Source organism: Flavobacterium sp. B167r (genome assembly GCF_056824315.1).
The window spans coordinates 3,573,796-3,591,908 of sequence record NZ_CP124859.1; the positions used below are offsets into that span (position 1 = coordinate 3,573,796).

An 18,113-nucleotide genomic window follows, 5' to 3' on the forward strand; every position below is an offset into this window, starting at 1 on the left:
AAAACTCTCAATTATTGAGAGTTTTTTGTTTTTTAAATCATTCAAATACTATTGAATATTGATTTAGATTTTATTTTGAATTTGTTACTCGTTAAGCCATTTCCATCTTTTGCTCCAGTCTGCCAGAATTTCCTCTTTCCATTTTGAAACTGTTTTTCCTCCCTGAATTTTTCCAAATAATAGATCAGGATCTTTTTTATCGGTAAACCAGTTTTTCCCAAGTTGGTAATCTGCCGTTCATTTTTTCCCTGGCCAAAGATTAATAACCATTCCAAGGCTGGATAAGTAAATAAAAATTTTCAGAAAAGTGGTTTAATAGTCAGCTGTAATCGATTATATTTTACTAATTTATAAATTATTAATTTAAAAGACAGAATAGTTATAAAAATATTCGAATCTAAGTTTTTAAAATATTGATTATTTCTTTTATTTGGATAGTAGATAAAGCACAGATTTGACATTATAGGTAAGAGCTATTCCTAAAAAAAGCAAAAATGATTCAAAGTGACTTTATTTGGTAGTAAATACAAAAAATGGCGCCAATTGTCTTTAATTGGCGCCATTTGGCATTGTGATCTTGACTGAACAATTTACAAACCATTTTATGAACGATTTAAAGAAATTAGCCTATTTCCCAGTGAATTTGTAAGATAATTGTTTTAAATTTTTATTCAAAAGAGGTTTGTATGTTTCGTAGGGGTTAGAAGTTAAAAACATTAAAACTTATTTTTTAATTAGCAAAGTATTCATTCATAAGTATCTTAATGAGTTTACTTTGATGAAAGTAAAATTAAACTATTATCCTTGAAATATCCAGAGCATAATTTGATGATGATAATAGTAATTCTTACAGATTATAAAATTTAGTTATGGTTAAAAGTTTAGTTTTAACTAAGTTTTTTTAGTTAATTTAATATAGTTTTAGATATCTGATCATCTTTGAAAATAACCTTGGCTTTTGTGCAAATGTGTTATCAATTCAAGGTTTGATTATTTTTATCCTCGCTTGCTTTTAAAAATATGAATTTTGAATTCTCAAATTCAATGGTTCCTGGCATATAGTAAGGTATATTCATAAAAATTGCCGTGACGCCAGATCCTAAAATTAATTTTTCCCGCTGTTTCAAAAATATTATTGGTTTAACATTAATAGTTCCTCCAAAAGCTCTATATCTAAATTTTCCTCTTAAAGTATCTCCTGAGATTGTGCCTTCAACATTTCCAGAGTCTTTTACAGATCTGTTGCCATAATATATCTCATATTGCCCAAAGAATCGATCCTTATGGGTTCCTATGGAAAGAATAGCCGTGTCACTTTCATGCACTGCATAGTAAAAAGTTCTATAGTCTTTAATATCATTTTTTTTACATCCATAAATTAAAGCTAGAATAAATAACATTAAAAGTCCTTGGCTGACAACAGGTGTTTTTCTATTTGTTTTCATTTTCTATAATTTAATTTGTAAGACAATTAAATTTTTCAAGTATTATTTTATTGAAGTTAGCAGTAATTTTTGCCCCTGAGCATTTACTAGGCTATTTAGATATAAGGGGTTTAAAAACGAAACTGCATTGAAACTTTCATACGATTACGTAGCTTCGATTTCAATTGCAAAGTTTAACTGCTGAAAATATAATCTGCTTAAAGTGATTCCGTTTGCAGATTCGTTGTATAGTCCTTCAAATTTTCCGCATTCAATATTGTCAATGAAAAAGGGAATGAATTTGTCATTTACTGAAGCTTTAATCAGTTTGTATATGTTATGATAAAAATGTGCTAGATCATTTATAAATGAAACAGATAATATTTGAACAATATTCTCGATTAGGTCAAAAAAGCCATTTAGTTCGGAAATCAGTTTTGGAGATATTCGGGATAGAATCCTTAAATACTGTTCTGTTTTTTCAAGGCATTTTACAACTTCACAAATTATGTTTTCCTTATTGGGAAAATATTAATGAGCTCCTGTTTATGTATATTGCTACGCTGTGCTATCAAATCAAGCGATGTAATTTTAAGTCCTTTTTGGGCGAAAAGGATGCTGGCTGTCTCCAGTGTTTCTTGTTTTTTTGCATTCATTTTTTTTCTATTTGGATAGATTTTAACTAATGCAAAGTTATGTACGCATCAACTTTTACGAAAGGTTGATTTATCGATAGTATTGGTCTATTTGTCGCTTTTATTAAGAAGCTTTTGAGTAAGAAAATGGAAAGAAATTAAGCTTAGTATTATATTTTGCGGTATTCAGATGGCGAAAAACCAGTATTTCTTTTGAAGAATTTACCAAAAAAAGATTGATCGCTAAAATTCAGTTCCTCGGAAATCTGCGATACGGTTAAATCTGGGTTTTCTAAAAGCATACGGGCCTCCTGCACAACAAATCCGTCGACTATTTTACCAGCTGATTTTCCTGTTATTTCTTTAACTGCTGTTGTAAGATATTTTGGTGTTATATTAAGTAATGAAGCGTAAAATGAGAGTGATCTTTCCTTTTTAAAATGGATCTTTACTAAAGATGTGAAATTAATAACTAAATTTTCTTTGCGTGAGATATGTTTTGCGGTTTGTGCATATTTATTCCCAATTAGTGCTAATTCATATAAGAAAATATTAAAAGACAGATACAACAGCTCTTTTCCATATTTATTAGAAAATATATTATTGTGCCTTTCTCCAAGTTCATTAATCAGAGAATTAATTTTTTTCGCGGTCTGAGCATCAAGCTTCCATTGCGGAGTATACTGATTAGTAAAAAAATGCATTATTCCGGTGCTGTTTTACTTAGTCCGGCTTTTTCTAAAAAGTCAGAGGTAAATAAAATTGTCGAATGTTTTGAATTATTAAAGCTATTAACTTTTTTTAAGTCAAAGGGGGCACAAACAATAAGATCATCTTTAGTGATTTTATAATCTACAAGATTTAGACTTAAATCTGTTTCTCCTGACTCAAATAACATGATTTGAAAAAAGTCACTTCTGAAGTATTTTGAAAAGGGTTCAAAACCTTTAATTTCGACATCGATGTTTACAGCTAAACCATCATGCATAGAATGAAGCCCAAAATTTGAATCCAGTTTTAATGAATCCATTTTTATTTGATGCTTTATACTTTGGTTGCTCTTCATAAAATATCTTTTTTAAGTTTAATTTTCCGCCTTTTATAATCTATACTAAATTATGCTAAAATTACATACCATATATTGAATTTTATTTATCCATTATTTGAGTTTTACCTATTAATTAATTGAAGTAGTTGATTATCGGCTACAGTTAGTTCAAAATTGTAAAATTATTATTAACGGTTTGAATACAGTAAGGTCAACTCTGCAGTAAATACAAATCCTTTATTTTTAGAAGTAAAAAATGGTTAAATATTCCCTAAAAGGCATAAAAAAAACGCTAAATCCGAAAATTTAACGTTTCTTTAAGAGTGCGGGAACGAGACAAATTTCTACATCTTTTTTGGATGATTTGAAGCTTTTGGCTTACCATATGTAATGTCTGTCTTTCATTGGCTTTGTAAATTTGGTATGGACGTCCTGTTGGGGATTGATATAAAAATTATAAAAACTCAATTGATTCATCGCATTAAACTAATAAATAAATTTACAAAATTTATGGAGGATTTTAAAATAATATTTTAAGTTAAGGAAGGGTTGTCTTTCTTTGGCTCTATAAATTACTTTATGTGATTTAGGTTTTGTGGTACAAAAGTAATCCCTTTCAATCTCCTAGCTGAGATTTTTGTAGCAAAAGTGGAGGCAATTCCAAGTAGTAATTATAACGTAGCTTGCTGCGATTAACTACCATGAATCAGGTATTTTTTTTGCATTTGATGTTCGTAAATTTGTAGCTAATGGGTATAATTAAAGTGAAAGATAATAAAATTGATAAAATAGCTTTTTTATGTGCTGATTGTGAGTGTATTGCTATTTGTAGATTTAAGTTATTTTACTAAATTTATCTAATAATTATTCGTTGATTAAGTTACGAAAATCATTAAATGAAACCAGAACTTACCACTTTAAAAAATTTGCGCGATATGCTCGCGTTTATGAATCTTCCTGTTTATTCTTATTTAGACAGTGATGATTTTGCTATTTTGAAAATACATGAGATGGGGCTGAAAATGCCTTATATTACCCCAACTTTTAGGCCTGATCATTATACTTTGATTGTAGTGAAAGAGGGTGAAGGAACATTTGTGTCTGGTAATGAGGTTTTTAAAGTGAGTTCTGGACACATCTTTATGAAACGTCCTGATATTTATATTTCCAGTGGATGGACTGAGATGAAGACGGTTTACAATATTAGTTTCAGAAAAGATTTTATTGCAAACTGCTTGCCATCGGGAATTGACGAATTGCTGGAAATGGATAAATCCAATGGAATAAACTATTTTCTTAATGACGAGGAAATTAATCACATGGAAGGGCTTTGTCTGGAATTGTATAGTCACGCGACTTCTATGGCACCGATTAAAGATGAAATAATGTCAAATATTCTTATTTATATGCTGTTGCTCATACAAAATCATCAAAATGAAATTAAAGCCACAGTTTTAAATGAGAAGAATGCAGCAATAATCACTTCATTTCGCAGCAATATGGATAAAAACTTTACCATGCTCATCTCTGGCGAATGCAGTTCAGTTTTCAGGGTAAAGGAACATGCAGAATTATTAAGCATCAGTGAAAACAATCTGTCCAAAATTATAAGCAGAAGCTCTGGTAAAACAGTTAACCAATGGATCAACGAAAAACTCATTGATGAAATAACTTACCTGCTTAAAAACACGGACAAGTCGATGACCGAAATAGCTCAATTGTATGCGTTTAGTGAATTGAAGCAGTTTTATAGCTTTTTCAAAAAACATACTCATCAAAGTGCTATCATGGTCAGAAATGATTTTAATGCCTCTCACAGTGAATACGATCATATTTATAAAGGAAATGTTGTGCCTATTCGCCCAAACTGGTAACTCAAAGAAGGTAAAGAATTGACATTACGGTTTACTATTCTTTTTTCGATAATCGACAGGAGAAAGTCCTGTGTGCTTCTTAAAAAATATGCTGAAATAGGATAAATAAGAGAAACCTAGCATAAAAGCAATTTCTTTCATTGAAAAGCGTTGGTCTAAAACTAAAATTTTAGCTGTGCTCAGTGTTTTTTCAGCAATCAATTGTCCGCCCGTTTTTCCTGTTTTTTCTTTTAGTACACTTGAAAGATAATTTTCATGAAGCTGTTGCATTTCTGCATAATCTTTAATATAAAGAATACGATTCACTTTTCCTTTCAGCAGTTGTTCATAGTGGTATTCCAAGTTTTGTGTAAAATCTTTAAGAATGTCGGGATTTCGGTTTTGAGCGGTATGAATTTTATATCCTTCCCAGTACTCCTGTTTAATTTTAAGTAAGAAACGGGTAAGTAAATTAGCGCACATTTTTTTTTGAAATGGAGATTCCATTTGAAGCTGCTGGACAATTAGCAATAGGATCTTTTTTAATTCCAGTCTAAATTCCATTGTAGTTTGTAATGGAACCTGCCTTTCAAATAAAAGGAACGGAAATGTTTTATAAATGGATACTCCTGCATATTTTGAAATAAAGCCCTCCGTAAATAGCAGTCCGTAAGATTCCTCAACAGAATACCATGTGAGCTGCTGTAACTCTCCAGGTTTGTTCACAAAAAACATTCCCGATTTTACAATATACTGCTCCTTGTCCACAGTAATTTTTCCGTGGGCTTCCATGAGAAAACCTATCGAGAAAAAGGTAGTATAAAATGGAGGGGTGCTCCACGGAAATGTATGATCGCGATGGAGTATCCGAGAGTTCACAAATGAAAATTCGGCATCACCCAGATGTCCGTGAGATAGTTCAGTCCCCATGACTTCCACTGTTTCATAAAAATCGGTGAATTTTGGCTTTTTATCATTTTCCATTTTCTAAAAACTTAAATATTTAATAACTGAGTAAAGATTGCAGAATGTGAAGGTTATCATAAGGAGAAAAGGGAGCGATTTGCCGATAGTTTTTATTGATTTTTATGAATTAAATTTATTATTTAAAAATTCTTTTCGAATTGCGCCTGGGGCATGTAATGTCTGTGATTTAAAGTACTTATAAAAATGATTCATGTCAGGAAAAGCAAACAATGTTGCGATTTCTTTGATTGATTTGTCAGAATGCTTCAAAAGATAATTAATTTGATCAACCAATTTTTCGTTTATCCAGTCATTAATCGTTTTATTTGTTGAATTACTGATTACTTTGCAAAGGTGGTTTTCGTTTAAATTCAGAAGCTTTGCATGCTCTTTGGTGCGCATCACAACACTGTTTTTTCCAGTAAGCAGATTATTGAAATTATCATCTAGATTTTGGCGAAAGGCATTAACAATCGAAATATTCTTTTCTGTTTTGATATATGGTCTTTCTTTGTCTTGCTGCTGTATTGTAAATAGCAGACAAAGGATAAGATTGGCGAGCATTTCTTCTTTGTAAGGCAAAAATGAATTATTCTCATCAAAAATTTCAATGAAAGTCTGTTCCAGATAAAGCATAGTTTCTTTTGACAGCATTTTTGTACAGCCATTGATTTTGTCTGTGTTCATAATAGAATCGATTCCTTCCGGTAAGTATTCTGAAACAAAATCCTTACTGAAACATATATGGTACACTTTGCCGATAACGTTCCAACTGCTCGATAGAAATGAATCTGGGCGAGAAATAAATACATTGCCAGAACGAAGTTCAAAGTTCTCATTTCCTACTATACAAGTTCCAGATCCGTTGGCTACTATGGTCAGATTATAAAAAGAAGGACGAAAGGTAGGTGATAAGCATGGAGTCGTTATGCCCATCTCATGCAATTTTAAAACAGCAAAATCCGTATTGTTGCTATAGTTATCTGGCAGTTTCATAAATGCCAGACAATCATCTAGTTTACTTAAAGTGGTTAGCTGTGGTTTCATTCTAATTTGCTTATTTGCAATTCCTTACGATTAAAATTGCGTCTTTATTTTTTTCAAAGTTGCATAAAAAAATAATGTTAAGCGGGCACCATTTTAGACATAAAATTATAAAATTTAAAGATTTGAGCTAAAGCGAAGGCTTTTGGGATAATTCAATGAGCTATTATGGTCTGTTTCTTAAAATAGAAATTTAAATATTTGATTTTATAAGCTTAGAGAATAGCCTTCGTTTGAATATTGCGCATCTGCAAAATCCTATGCTTTTAATTCCTTCAGATTATATCCTTTTAAAGTTTCTCTTAAATAGTTGTCAAGTCTTTACAAATGGAATTGTATTCTTATGTGTTGAAAAAGAACTGATTACTGTTTATTTCTGTATTTCCAACTGCAAAAAATCAGCAAAAACTCAAATCTTGGATTATTATAATCTTTTGTGAATTTTTCACAGTTAGTAAATCTTTCTACAACTATAATTTTGCTTCAAACAATTAAGAGAGGCAGAATAAAACTTCTATAACGTAAGATCATTTCTTACCAAAGCAAAGCAGCACTATATAGTAATCTTTAAAAACTTAGACATGAAAAAATTTCCGATACCGCCATTTACTTTAGAAACAGCTCTGGAGAAAATACAATTGGCCGAAGATGGATGGAACAGCCGCGATCCGCAGAGAGTAGCTCAGGCTTACACAATAGACAGCGAATGGAGAAATCGTCACTTATTTATAAACGGCCGTGATGAAATTATAGAATTTCTGTCGCATAAGTGGGAGCGAGAGCTTGACTATAAGCTGAAAAAAGAATATTGGGCACATACAGAAAACCGCATTGCAGTAAGGTTTGAGTATGAATACCGCGACGTAAACGGACATTGGTTTAGAGCATATGGAAATGAAAATTGGGAATTTGATGAAGATGGATTAATGAGAAGAAGGTACGCAAGCATTAATGATCTTCCAATTAAAGAGAGTGAACGAAAATTTATCTGATTTTAAAAACTAAAGAATTAATAACCCTAATAAATTTAAATTATGAAAACAAGTTACCACACAAGAAAAGTGAACGGAGTTGAAATTTTCTACAGAGAAGCAGGAGATAAACAAAAACCGACATTGGTTTTGCTTCACGGATACCCGACATCTTCGCATATGTTCCGAAATCTGATAAATTATCTTGCAGATGATTTTCATGTAATTGCTCCAGATTATCCTGGCTATGGAAGAAGTGAGCAGCCGCCAATTAAGGATTTTGACTATACGTTTGAAAATATAAGCAACATAGTTAAAACGTTATTGGATGAATTGGAAATCAAAAAATTCAGTCTTTATTTAATGGACTATGGTGCGCCGATTGGTTTTAGAATAGCGAGCAGAAATCCAACCCAAATAGAAACGTTGATTGTACAAAACGGTTGCGCATACGAAGAAGGATTAGAAACGTTTTGGGATCCTTTTAGAGCATTATGGAAAGACAGAAATGATAAAGAAGCAGCGGCGACTCTAAGCACTTTTCACGCTCCTGATGGTTTGAAATGGCAATATACACACAACGTGCCTGATACTTCGGTAGTTTCTCCAGACAATTGGGAAGTTGATTTGAGACATTTAGAACGTCCTGAAAATGGAGATATTCAGTTGGCACTTTTTTATGATTATAGAACCAATGTGCCTTTGTACCCTGAATGGCAGGAATATTTTAGACAATACAATCCAGAAATGCTGATTGTTTATGGAAAGGATGATTATATTTTTCCAGGCGTAGGAGCGGAAGCTTTTAAAAAAGACGTGAAAAATCTTGAATTTCATTTATTTCCAACAGGACATTTTGCTCTAGAAAGTTTTGGTGATGAAATTTCAGAACTTATAAAAGATTTCCTTATCAGAAAAACGGGTAAAAATTAATCATTTTAAACAAAGGAAATGACTAATAAATCGATCACGGAGCAGGTAAATGAAGTTGCTTACAAAAGAATTGATGTTAACGACACGGAAATTTTTTATCGTGAAGCAGGTGATGAGGGAAAACCAAATCTCTTGCTGCTTCACGGATATCCGTCGTCATCGTATATGTTTCGGAATGTAATTCCGTTGCTTTCAAGGAAATTTCATATTCTTGCTCCCGATTTACCAGGCTTTGGTTTTAGCGCTGTTCCAGAAAAAGACAAGTTTGATTATACTTTTGAAAATTTCGCTCAAATCATAACAGCATTCTTAGAAAAGCTTAACATTAAGAAAACAAGTTTTTATCTTTTTGACTATGGTGCGCCTATTCTCATGCATGTAATTTCAAAAAATAGTATAGAAGTTGACATGCTCATTTTTCAGAATGGAAACATTTATGAAGAAGGTTTAGGATCAGGAATTAAGAACATGATGTTTCTTTTTAAAAATGAAAACAGCGAAAACAGTTCAAAATTGGAAAAGTTGGTTGAATTCGATTATATCAAATGGGAATATCTTACAGGGGTTTCTAATTTGAATATAATTGCACCAGAATCCTATCACTTAGATCAATTTTTAATGCAGAGAACGGGGTTAAGGGAAATTCATCTGGAAATTAAGAAAGACTACGAAAAGAATCTTGCTTTTTATAAAGCTTGGCAGGAAAAGTTGAGAGAATCGCAATTTCCGACATTAATCGTTTGGGGGGAAAATGATGAAGTGTTTTTAAGAGAGGGAGCGATCGCTATTCACAATGAGCTGTCAAATTCAAAGCTGATTTTTTATCCGACTGGCCATTTTGCTTTAGAAGAATTTGGGATTGAGATTGCTGGGGCAATAATCGATTATTACAAAACATTGCAACAACATTAAAGATGGAAAATTATCTTCAATTTGGACTCTTATTTTTAGCTGCGATAGTAGGCGGAGCTGTAAATGCTTTTGCCGGAGGCGGAGGATTTATTGTTTTTCCAAGTTTAGTTTTAAACGGAGTTACATCCATTCGGGCCAACGCCATGACTTGTGTGTCGATGTGGTTCGGAAATGTAGCCAGCGTTAAGGCATTTAAAAATGACATCCAAATTCAATCAAAAGATCTGAAAATTATTTTACTGATTAGCGGAATCGGCGGATTATGCGGTGCAACTGTAATGGTCATGACGGATCCTGAACTTTTTAAGTCTCTAGTCCCTTACTTTCACCTGATATCTTGGGGAATATTTGCTTTTAGTAAATCCATATTGGCTTATTTTCAAAAAGTTACTTCTGGAAGCGGACATTTTGAATATTCTCACAGCAAGCTGTTACCATTGTTTCTGATTAATTTTTACGGCGGGTACTTTAATGCAGGAATCGGAATCATGATTCTTACTCTTTTTACCCTTTATGGAATGAAAGATCTAAATGAAATGAATGGTCTAAAGGTACTAATGGTTACTGTAAACAACGGAATTGCGGCGCTCTGTTTTATATTTTCAGGTTTAATAGACTGGAAAATAACGCTTGTACTGACAATTGGAGGAGTTATAGGAGGTTATTACGGGGCAGTATTTTCAAGACACATGAATCAGGAACTGGTCAGGAAATTGATCATTGTTGTCGGAGGTATAATTGCGGTGTACTTTTTTACAATGTAATAAACTTCTTTGAGCTGATAAATTATGGTTTTTTATATTTAAATATCATTAAATGAATTAGTTATGAATTGTGTATTCAGAAAAAACCTATCTTTAAGCTCAGTCGTAAAAAATATTAATAACTATTAAAATTTCGAAATGAAAAATATAGCAATCAATGGCTTTGGCCGAATAGGAAGAGCAGCTCTTAAAATTATTTTAGAAACTCCCGAGCTCGATGTGGTAGGGATAAATGATTTAATGAGCATAGAGAATGCAGTTTACCTTTTAAAGTATGACAGTATCTATGGAAGATTTGATAAAAAGGTTAGTATAGACGGAAACTCAATTGTAATTGATGGCAAATCTATTCGCTACACAGCAGTAAAAGATCCTGCAGAATTGCCTTGGAAAGAACTAAATGTCGAGGTGGCAATTGAAAGCACAGGTTTTTTTACCAATAAACCAGATGCAGAAAAGCACATTGCAGCGGGCGCTAAGTTTGTAGTAATTTCGGGTCCTACGAAAGATACTCCAACAATTGTACACGGTGTGAACACAGAAGAAGGGAAAGTTTCTATATTTTCTTGCGCAAGCTGCACAACCAATAATATTGGACCAATAATAGAAATAATCGGAAGAAGAATTGGAATTAAAAAAGCTATTCTTAATACGACACACGCTTATACTGCATCTCAGACATTGGTAGATGCACCATCAAAAAAAGAGCCTCGTATGGGGCGCGGTGCTGCGATAAATTCGGCGCCTGCAGCAACTGGAGCGGCAATTGCAGTTACAAAAGCGCTTCCTGAATATGCAGGTAAATTTGATGGTATTGCGGTGAGAGTTCCGGTGCCAATTGGATCGATTTCAGATATTACATTTGTTACAGAGCGTCCAACATCTGCTGAAGAAATAAATGCTATTTTAACAGAGGAAGCTCAAACTGAGAGATATAAAAAAGTTGTAGATGTAAGCGATGAGCCTTTGGTTTCATCTGATATGATCAAAAACCCGTTTGCTGCAACTGTAGATCTTGAAATGACCCGCGTAGTAGACGGTGATCTTGTAAAAGTTATGGCATGGTACGATAACGAATGGGGATTTACAAACCAAATGATCAGACAGATTCAGGAATTGTAAATAAAAAAATCATCTTAATTTAGGTTAAAAAGAAACCTCCAAAATTTATGATTTTGGAGGTTTTTGCATTTAACTTTTGTTTTTTATCGCTTCAGATACTGTTTTTCTGATTTCCTCTGCGGTAAGATTAACACCTATTATTATACCTTTTTCGTCAAGCAGATAATTATAAGGAATGTTCTCAATTCCCATAGTATTTTCCATTTTTTGATCCAGATCCAATAAATTGGTCCAGTTTAACTGATCCTTTGCTATAGCCGCAACCCACTGCTTTTTATTTTTGTCTCTTGAAATTCCAATTATTTCAAACTTTTCAGATGCAAAGTTTTGTTTTAAATCAATCAGTTCAGGATTTTTCTTCCTACAGGGCGCACACCACGAAGCCCAGAAATCAATAAGAATTATTTTTCCTTTATATTTCTCAAGACCGACTAAATTGCCATCCTGATTTGGAAGTTTAAAATCTAAAAAAGGTTTTCCAACAGCATAAGTATCAAATTTCTCAATTCCTCTTTTATATAATTTAAGGTATTGGCTGTCTTGCTTTGAAATATCTAAAATCGAATATAATCCAGTAAGTTGCTGCTTGTCCAAAATTGGATTTATTAGTGCAAGTTCTGCCAATATTGCCCCGCTGAAAGGATGTGAGCGATGAGTATTAAAAAATAGAGTTAATTTTGAGTACAATAATTTGCTGAAATCTTTTTTGGCTGCATTTGCCTGATAAAAATTTAAGTATTCCTTCTGTAATTCTGATGAATACGATCCTTTAACGGAGTCAATATGCATAGTCTGTATAGATTTTCCATCTTTAAGAGCTTTATCAATGCTAATGCTAATATTTATAGCACTGTTTTCCAGATAAAATTGTGGGGCATTGGCTGCAGATGGCAGATATATTTTTGCAACGACGGTATCTTTTGCAAAGCCTTTAAATTCAAATTGTTTATTTTCAATCTTTACGCTATCCTCTACGTCGCCATAATATAAATAGGCAAAGTTATCAGTACTATCGCCTTTTATATTTCCTTTCAAGGTGAAGGTTTTGACTGTTCTAGCTTCCTTATTCTGGCTGTAAACCGATGCATTCAAGGCAACGAAGAACAATACTAATTTTATGCTTTTTATCATTTTTAAATGTGTGGGCGGTGAATACTGCGGAGTTTCTCTTATAATTTTTGAGCTACCTTGCTATCTGTATCTTTTAAAAATTTAATCAGACCTTTCATGTAAGTCTGCTGATCATCGTACATACTCATGTGGCTTCCTTTATCACAATACAGATAAGTTCCGTTTTGAACCTCTTTTGCGATCCACTCCATATGTTTTGGATCCATCGTGTCATATTTTGCGCCTATTGATAAGGTAGGTACTGTAATTTTTGAAATTTGATTTTTGACATCCCATGTTTCAAGTTTACCAGAAAGACCAAATTCGCTCGGCCCCTGCATGGTTACATATAATGATTCATTGATTTTTCCTAATGAACGGCTAAGCGGTTCTGGCCATTCGTTAACATCCATTCTCATAATATGTTTTGCATAGAAATTTGGCAACAGCAGCTCCATATATTTTGGATTTTTATAATCCTTATTTTTCTCAATTTCTCTCAATTGCGACAAAACAGCTGGATCCATTTGTTTAGCGAGAACTCTTGAATAATTGCTGTAGTCAATCGCGCTCATCATCATATTAGAAATAATTAAACCTTTTAAATGCTCCTGATGTTTTAATGCGTATTCAGCTGCTAGAATACCACCCCAAGAATGTCCTAAAAGATAAAAATTGTCTTTGTCAAGATTTAATGCTTTGCGAACCTGTTCAACTTCGTCTACAAATCTTGGCAGATCCCAAAATGAAGGATCATTCGGATTATCAGAATTACCAGTGCCTAGCTGGTCATAATAAATAAATTCAATTCCTTCAGCTGGCAGGAAGCTCTCCATACATTCAAAATATTCATGCGTAGCTCCTGGACCTCCGTTAAGCAACAAAACTTTAATTTTTGGATTATTGCCTACGGTTTTTGTCCAAACTTTAAATTTTCCCTTCGGAGTATTAATTTCTACCATCTTAATGCCGCCTGTCTTAATGCCTTTGGAATCATCCTTGAAATAAGCGATCTGTTCTGCGTTGGAAGTTTGAGCCTGATTCTCTTTCGTATTGCAGGCGTTCAAAAAAAGCATTGTAAAAATTAGTAAAATAACTCTGCTGTAAATAATCATAAATGTTGTTTTAAATTAGTAATCAGTGATATGTGCTTAAAATCGTTTAAAAAATAATTTTGTGTTGAATAATACAAAAATGGATAAAAAAAAGCTTAGCTAATAATGCTAAGCTGCATTTCTATCTGAGTTTTAAGTATTGCATTATCTGGATGCATTCTCCTTAACACATTTAGTCCGCTCCAAAATGTAACGAGATATCTCCCAAGAATTTCTGGATCAGTTGTATTCTGCAATTTTCCTTCTTTCTGTGCTTTTTCAATAGCCCAAATATAAAGCTGTTCCATTTCTTTTAAGATGTGAAGGGCATCGTTCTGGAATTTCTGATCAACAAAACTCATTTCGATAATGGTGTTAACAATCAGGCATCCCATTAAATGGCTGTTTGTGTCAGCTTCGGCTAGAGATCGAAAAAAGTCTTTTATCATATCAAGAGGAGATTCGCTCTGCTGCAATTGCTGTTTGAAATCATTTAAATCATTTCGTCGAAGTTGAAGCGCTTTAGAAAAAAGTTCTTTTTTTCCGCCTTTGAAGGTATTGTAAAAACTCCCGCTTCCAATCTGCATGGCCTCAAGAAGATCTTCAAGTGATGTGGGAGTGAATCCTTTTTCCCAAAACAAAATTTGAGCTTTTTTTAAAAGTTCTTTTTCATTAAATATGGATGGTCTGCCTCGCATTTTATTTCTGTAGTATTTAATACAAAAATAAATATTTTATTTCAATTTCAAAAAAAAATATTTTTTCAAATACAAATTTATCGTCGATTTGAAAATCTTTAATATTTATAATTCTTCACAACTTTTCCATAGGATTTAATGCGGAGTTTCGAATTAGTTTTGTTCTAACAAAAAGAAAATCTGCTGATTACGATTCATAATAATGATATGTTACAGATTTAAAGAGCATTAAATTATTAAAAAGAAGACGGAGAAGGCTATAATAAAGTCTAATGTCTGTTAATACTAACCCACTATAAATAACTTAAGTAAATGACAAATTACGATACACTTTCAGAGGCAATTAACACAAAACAGGCTGAAGGATATACTTTCGACTTTAATCTCAGTAACTCGACATTAAACTGCAAAACGTTGAATAAAACATTTGAAGCTAGTGAATTTCATGTAGATGCATTTTACAGATTTGAAGGCGATTCTAATCCCGACGACTCATCAATACTGTACGCTATCCGCACTCAAAACGGTATTAAAGGATTATTAGTAGACGCTTATGGGGTTTACAGTGACAATTTGAATGAGGCTATGATTCAAAAACTGCAAATGCGATAAGAATTTAGAGACCAAACAAAAGAAGATTATTAATTAGAATAGACTCAAAAAAATAGTAGATATGGATTTAACAATAAACTATATGTCTTTGGAAAATGAATTTGAGCAAGACTTGCACGCAGGCATTTATCCAGATAAACAAGAAGAAATCGCCATTCGGTCGAATGCTGAGGAAATAAATAATGCAATACTTAAAAAGGTGATTGAAAATTACGGTTACAATTTCGAAATTTCTGAAGATGGGCGTTATGTTGTTTCATTAGACCGAGAAATCGAAAATTTATCTGATATAGAAAAATCCGTTTTTTCTGGAGGTTCATTCCTATTAGGACACACTATTCGTGAAGAACAGAATACTCATCTTTTAAAAGTAAAGAACCAATATTCGTTTTTGACTTTTAGAACTATTAAAGCACGCATAGCAGCATTTTTTAGTTTTAAAAGGCTGGTTGTTGGCCCTGAGTTTTAAGTAAGAAGATTTTATTATCTGAAGTTGCATGCTGATTAAAATAAAATATAAAGAGTGAAAAAATATTTTCTAATTATTATGACAGCGTTCCATTCTGTTTTTTATTCACAGCAAATAAATGAATTCAAGTTTTTAAGGTATAACGATGTTATTTCAATCGACAGTACAAATCGGAGTTTGTATTACAAAGCCAAACAGATTAAAGTTTCTAAAAGCTCTCAGGCATTTCTTTTTTTTGGAGCTGAAAATAGGACTCAATATCAATATTTTGAAAATGAAAATTGGGATGAAAACTTGAAGGATAATAATGGTTTTATACTTAACAGGGCTCTTTTGTACAGCGATTTGAAAATAGGAAAATCATTTCGAGTTTTTAGCCAGTTACAGAGCAGTGTTGTCGTTAGCAGAGAAAATCCGAATCCGATTGAAGAAAATCCATTAGATCTGCATCAGCTGTTTATTGATTTGAATTTGAAAAGATTGAGCTTTAGAATAGGAAGACAGGAATTGTTATATGGATCGCAAAGGTTAATTTCAGTCCGAGAAGGGACAAACAGCAGACAAGCATTTGATGCTGTGAAAGTCACTTTTAAAGGAAACATTTTTTCTGCGGATGCTTTTTACAGTTATCATGTAAAAAATAGATTCGGAAATTTCAATGATAATATTGACGACGATACTAAGCTATTCGGTGTCTACGCAGTTGTAAATGAAATTAAGTATTTAAATAACGTAGAAATATACGTGCTTAATATTCAAAAATCTAAAAGTACATTCAATACATTTTCCGGTTCAGAAAATAGAAATACGGCAGGTTTTAGAGTTTTTGGGAATCAATCCAATTGGTTTTATGATATCGAAGGCGCCTATCAATTTGGAAGATTTGAAAGGAAAAATATTAAGGCATGGACATTTTCAGTCAATAATTATTTTAGTTGCAATATAAATAAGTCGATACAAAAAATAGGTCTAAAAGCAGAGTATATCTCAGGTGATAGAATTGAGACCGATAAATCATTAGATACATTTAATCCGCTTTTCCCAAGAGGCGCTTACTTTGGTTTAGCTTCCTTAATCGGGCCTTCTAATTTAATTGATATCCATCCGTTTCTGGAATGCCAATTAACAAGAAAACTATTTTTTAATGTGGATTATGATGTCTTTTGGAGAGCTTCATCAACCGATGCTATTTACCAGCCCAATGTTTCGGTATTATTTGACAGTTCAGGTTCAAGTTCAAAAAAAATAGGAAATCAGCTTGGAGCTTCATTTAATTATGAATTTAATAAATACCTGATTTTTACCATTGAAGGAACATGGTTCCAAAGCGGAAATTTTATTAAGGATGTAAGTAATGGCAAAGACATCTTATTTACAGCCACTACTTTGACTTTAATTTTATAAACCAGATTAATCAATTAGAAATTACTTCTCCGCAGCACTTATTTCATAATTGATAGCCATAGAGCGTTAGTCGGAATAATTATATCAATGAGCATTTAAATTAACTATAAAAATTTTAAAAATGAGAAAATCAATTACAACAGCAGCAATTATTTTAATGACTGCTATCGGAGCACCGATTCAGGCTAGCACCGCTAATACAAACACAATTGTTATTGTACATGGCGCATGGTCATCAGCTAAAGACTTCAAAGACGTTGAAGCGGCACTTAAAAAGAGTGGTAATGAAGTAATAACAGTAAATCTGCCAGGGCATGGTGATGATCAGACACCTGTTTCATCGTTAACACTTCAAGGATATGTGGACACAGTTAAAAAGGCTATTGGCACAAGAAAAAATGTTACTCTTGTAGGGCATAGTTTTGGTGGAATGGTGGTGAGTGAAACCGCAGAGCAAATCCCTGGACAGATTAAAAAACTGATTTATCTGTGTGCATTTCTGCCGAGCAACGGAGAAAGTCTTTTTTCAATTTCAGCTGCAGATAAGGAAACTCACATTGGGCAATACATTCAGCCAGATGAAAAAGCTGGAGTAGTCGGAATTGTTAAGAATGGTATTTTAGATTTCTTCGCAGCAGATGCGCCAAAACAAATTGCTGATAAACTAGTTGCCAACTTTAAGCCTGAACCATTAGGCCCTTTAGCATCGCCAGTTACTCTTACAGCGGCAAATTTTGGAAAGATAAATAAGATATACATTTTTACAGAATATGATCATGCAATAGGGCTGACTTTACAAAAAAATATGGCAAAAGGCGCTAATGTAACCAGAACCTATTCTTTACCAACGAGCCATACGCCTTTCTTTTCGCAACCAGCAGTGGTGGCATCGATTTTAAATGAAGAAGCAAAATAAAATTAAAGTGACTATCAAACTTCTGCTGGTTTTTTAATGATTAGTGGAATTTTTTTATACCGCATTGTCCAGTCTTTCAAATTGTTTTAATCAGATTAACATCGAAGTTTTTCAAATCTTAGTTTTTTATAATTTATA

At 32.8% G+C, this 18,113-nt stretch carries 19 protein-coding genes; 10 read left to right on the forward strand and 9 right to left on the reverse strand.

Going from position 1 to position 18,113, the window contains the following annotated elements; genetic code table 11:
- Nucleotides 1-41 precede the first annotated feature (41 nt).
- The 4 genes from QLQ96_RS16000 to QLQ96_RS16015 all read right to left on the reverse strand — a co-directional run bounded on the left by QLQ96_RS16000 (nt 42) and on the right by QLQ96_RS16015 (nt 3,125).
- Nucleotides 42-275, reverse strand: a complete 234-nt coding sequence (locus QLQ96_RS16000; RefSeq protein WP_482491702.1) for a hypothetical protein — start codon at nt 273-275, stop codon at nt 42-44.
- Nucleotides 276-974: 699 nt separating this feature from the next.
- Nucleotides 975-1,445 (reverse strand): hypothetical protein, encoded by a 471-nt coding sequence (locus QLQ96_RS16005; RefSeq protein WP_482491703.1) that lies wholly within the window; start codon nt 1,443-1,445, stop codon nt 975-977.
- Nucleotides 1,446-2,229: 784 nt separating this feature from the next.
- Nucleotides 2,230-2,763 carry an AraC family transcriptional regulator gene (locus QLQ96_RS16010; protein ID WP_482491704.1) on the reverse strand — a complete coding sequence of 178 codons (534 nt, stop codon included), beginning with the start codon at nt 2,761-2,763 and terminating at the stop codon, nt 2,230-2,232.
- Entirely contained in the window at nt 2,763-3,125 is a 363-nt protein-coding gene (locus QLQ96_RS16015) for a hypothetical protein (RefSeq protein ID WP_482491706.1), read from the reverse strand. The genes QLQ96_RS16010 and QLQ96_RS16015 overlap by 1 nt, the downstream gene beginning before the upstream one ends.
- Nucleotides 3,126-4,003: 878 nt before the next feature.
- Between QLQ96_RS16015 and QLQ96_RS16020 the strand changes: the two genes are divergently transcribed.
- Complete coding sequence (locus QLQ96_RS16020; RefSeq protein ID WP_482491707.1) at nt 4,004-4,981, forward strand: AraC family transcriptional regulator; 978 nt, start codon at nt 4,004-4,006, stop codon at nt 4,979-4,981.
- Nucleotides 4,982-5,005: 24 nt separating this feature from the next.
- Here the strand turns inward: QLQ96_RS16020 and QLQ96_RS16025 are convergent, their stop codons facing one another.
- Nucleotides 5,006-5,944: a helix-turn-helix domain-containing protein gene (locus QLQ96_RS16025; RefSeq protein WP_482491709.1), complete on the reverse strand. Its 939-nt coding sequence runs from the start codon at nt 5,942-5,944 to the stop codon at nt 5,006-5,008.
- A 102-nt stretch (nt 5,945-6,046) separates the two neighbouring features.
- Nucleotides 6,047-6,973 carry a helix-turn-helix domain-containing protein gene (locus tag QLQ96_RS16030; RefSeq protein WP_482491711.1) on the reverse strand — a complete coding sequence of 309 codons (927 nt, stop codon included), beginning with the start codon at nt 6,971-6,973 and terminating at the stop codon, nt 6,047-6,049.
- A 578-nt stretch (nt 6,974-7,551) separates the two neighbouring features.
- Between QLQ96_RS16030 and QLQ96_RS16035 the strand changes: the two genes are divergently transcribed.
- From QLQ96_RS16035 to QLQ96_RS16055, 5 genes are all read left to right on the forward strand, one after another.
- On the forward strand, nt 7,552-7,962 hold the full coding sequence (locus QLQ96_RS16035; RefSeq protein ID WP_482491712.1) for a nuclear transport factor 2 family protein: 411 nt from the start codon (nt 7,552-7,554) through the stop codon (nt 7,960-7,962).
- Between the two features lie 42 nt (nt 7,963-8,004).
- Nucleotides 8,005-8,874 carry an alpha/beta fold hydrolase gene (locus tag QLQ96_RS16040; RefSeq protein WP_482491713.1) on the forward strand — a complete coding sequence of 290 codons (870 nt, stop codon included), beginning with the start codon at nt 8,005-8,007 and terminating at the stop codon, nt 8,872-8,874.
- Nucleotides 8,875-8,892: 18 nt separating this feature from the next.
- Nucleotides 8,893-9,786, forward strand: coding sequence for an alpha/beta fold hydrolase (locus QLQ96_RS16045; RefSeq protein WP_482491714.1), 894 nt, complete (start codon nt 8,893-8,895; stop codon nt 9,784-9,786).
- Between the two features lie 2 nt (nt 9,787-9,788).
- Nucleotides 9,789-10,550, forward strand: a complete 762-nt coding sequence (locus QLQ96_RS16050; protein ID WP_482491715.1) for a sulfite exporter TauE/SafE family protein — start codon at nt 9,789-9,791, stop codon at nt 10,548-10,550.
- Between the two features lie 138 nt (nt 10,551-10,688).
- Nucleotides 10,689-11,672 carry a type I glyceraldehyde-3-phosphate dehydrogenase gene (locus QLQ96_RS16055; protein WP_482491716.1) on the forward strand — a complete coding sequence of 328 codons (984 nt, stop codon included), beginning with the start codon at nt 10,689-10,691 and terminating at the stop codon, nt 11,670-11,672.
- 69 nt (nt 11,673-11,741) lie between these two features.
- Here the strand turns inward: QLQ96_RS16055 and QLQ96_RS16060 are convergent, their stop codons facing one another.
- The 3 genes from QLQ96_RS16060 to QLQ96_RS16070 form a co-directional block, all read right to left on the reverse strand.
- On the reverse strand, nt 11,742-12,707 hold the full coding sequence (locus QLQ96_RS16060) for a redoxin domain-containing protein (protein ID WP_482491718.1): 966 nt from the start codon (nt 12,705-12,707) through the stop codon (nt 11,742-11,744).
- A gap of 134 nt (nt 12,708-12,841) precedes the next feature.
- Nucleotides 12,842-13,897, reverse strand: coding sequence for a proline iminopeptidase-family hydrolase (locus tag QLQ96_RS16065; RefSeq protein ID WP_482491719.1), 1,056 nt, complete (start codon nt 13,895-13,897; stop codon nt 12,842-12,844).
- Between the two features lie 95 nt (nt 13,898-13,992).
- The gene (locus tag QLQ96_RS16070) at nt 13,993-14,574 is read right to left on the reverse strand and encodes a TetR/AcrR family transcriptional regulator (protein ID WP_482491721.1); all 582 of its coding nucleotides are present in this window, start codon (nt 14,572-14,574) and stop codon (nt 13,993-13,995) included.
- Between the two features lie 312 nt (nt 14,575-14,886).
- Between QLQ96_RS16070 and QLQ96_RS16075 the strand changes: the two genes are divergently transcribed.
- From QLQ96_RS16075 to QLQ96_RS16090, 4 genes are all read left to right on the forward strand, one after another.
- Nucleotides 14,887-15,186: a phosphoribosylpyrophosphate synthetase gene (locus tag QLQ96_RS16075; RefSeq protein ID WP_482491722.1), complete on the forward strand. Its 300-nt coding sequence runs from the start codon at nt 14,887-14,889 to the stop codon at nt 15,184-15,186.
- A 61-nt stretch (nt 15,187-15,247) separates the two neighbouring features.
- On the forward strand, nt 15,248-15,655 hold the full coding sequence (locus QLQ96_RS16080; protein ID WP_482491723.1) for a hypothetical protein: 408 nt from the start codon (nt 15,248-15,250) through the stop codon (nt 15,653-15,655).
- Between the two features lie 54 nt (nt 15,656-15,709).
- The gene (locus QLQ96_RS16085; protein WP_482491725.1) at nt 15,710-17,059 is read left to right on the forward strand and encodes an alginate export family protein; all 1,350 of its coding nucleotides are present in this window, start codon (nt 15,710-15,712) and stop codon (nt 17,057-17,059) included.
- A 121-nt stretch (nt 17,060-17,180) separates the two neighbouring features.
- Complete coding sequence (locus QLQ96_RS16090) at nt 17,181-17,975, forward strand: alpha/beta fold hydrolase (protein WP_482491726.1); 795 nt, start codon at nt 17,181-17,183, stop codon at nt 17,973-17,975.
- The last annotated feature ends 138 nt before the right edge of the window (nt 17,976-18,113 follow it).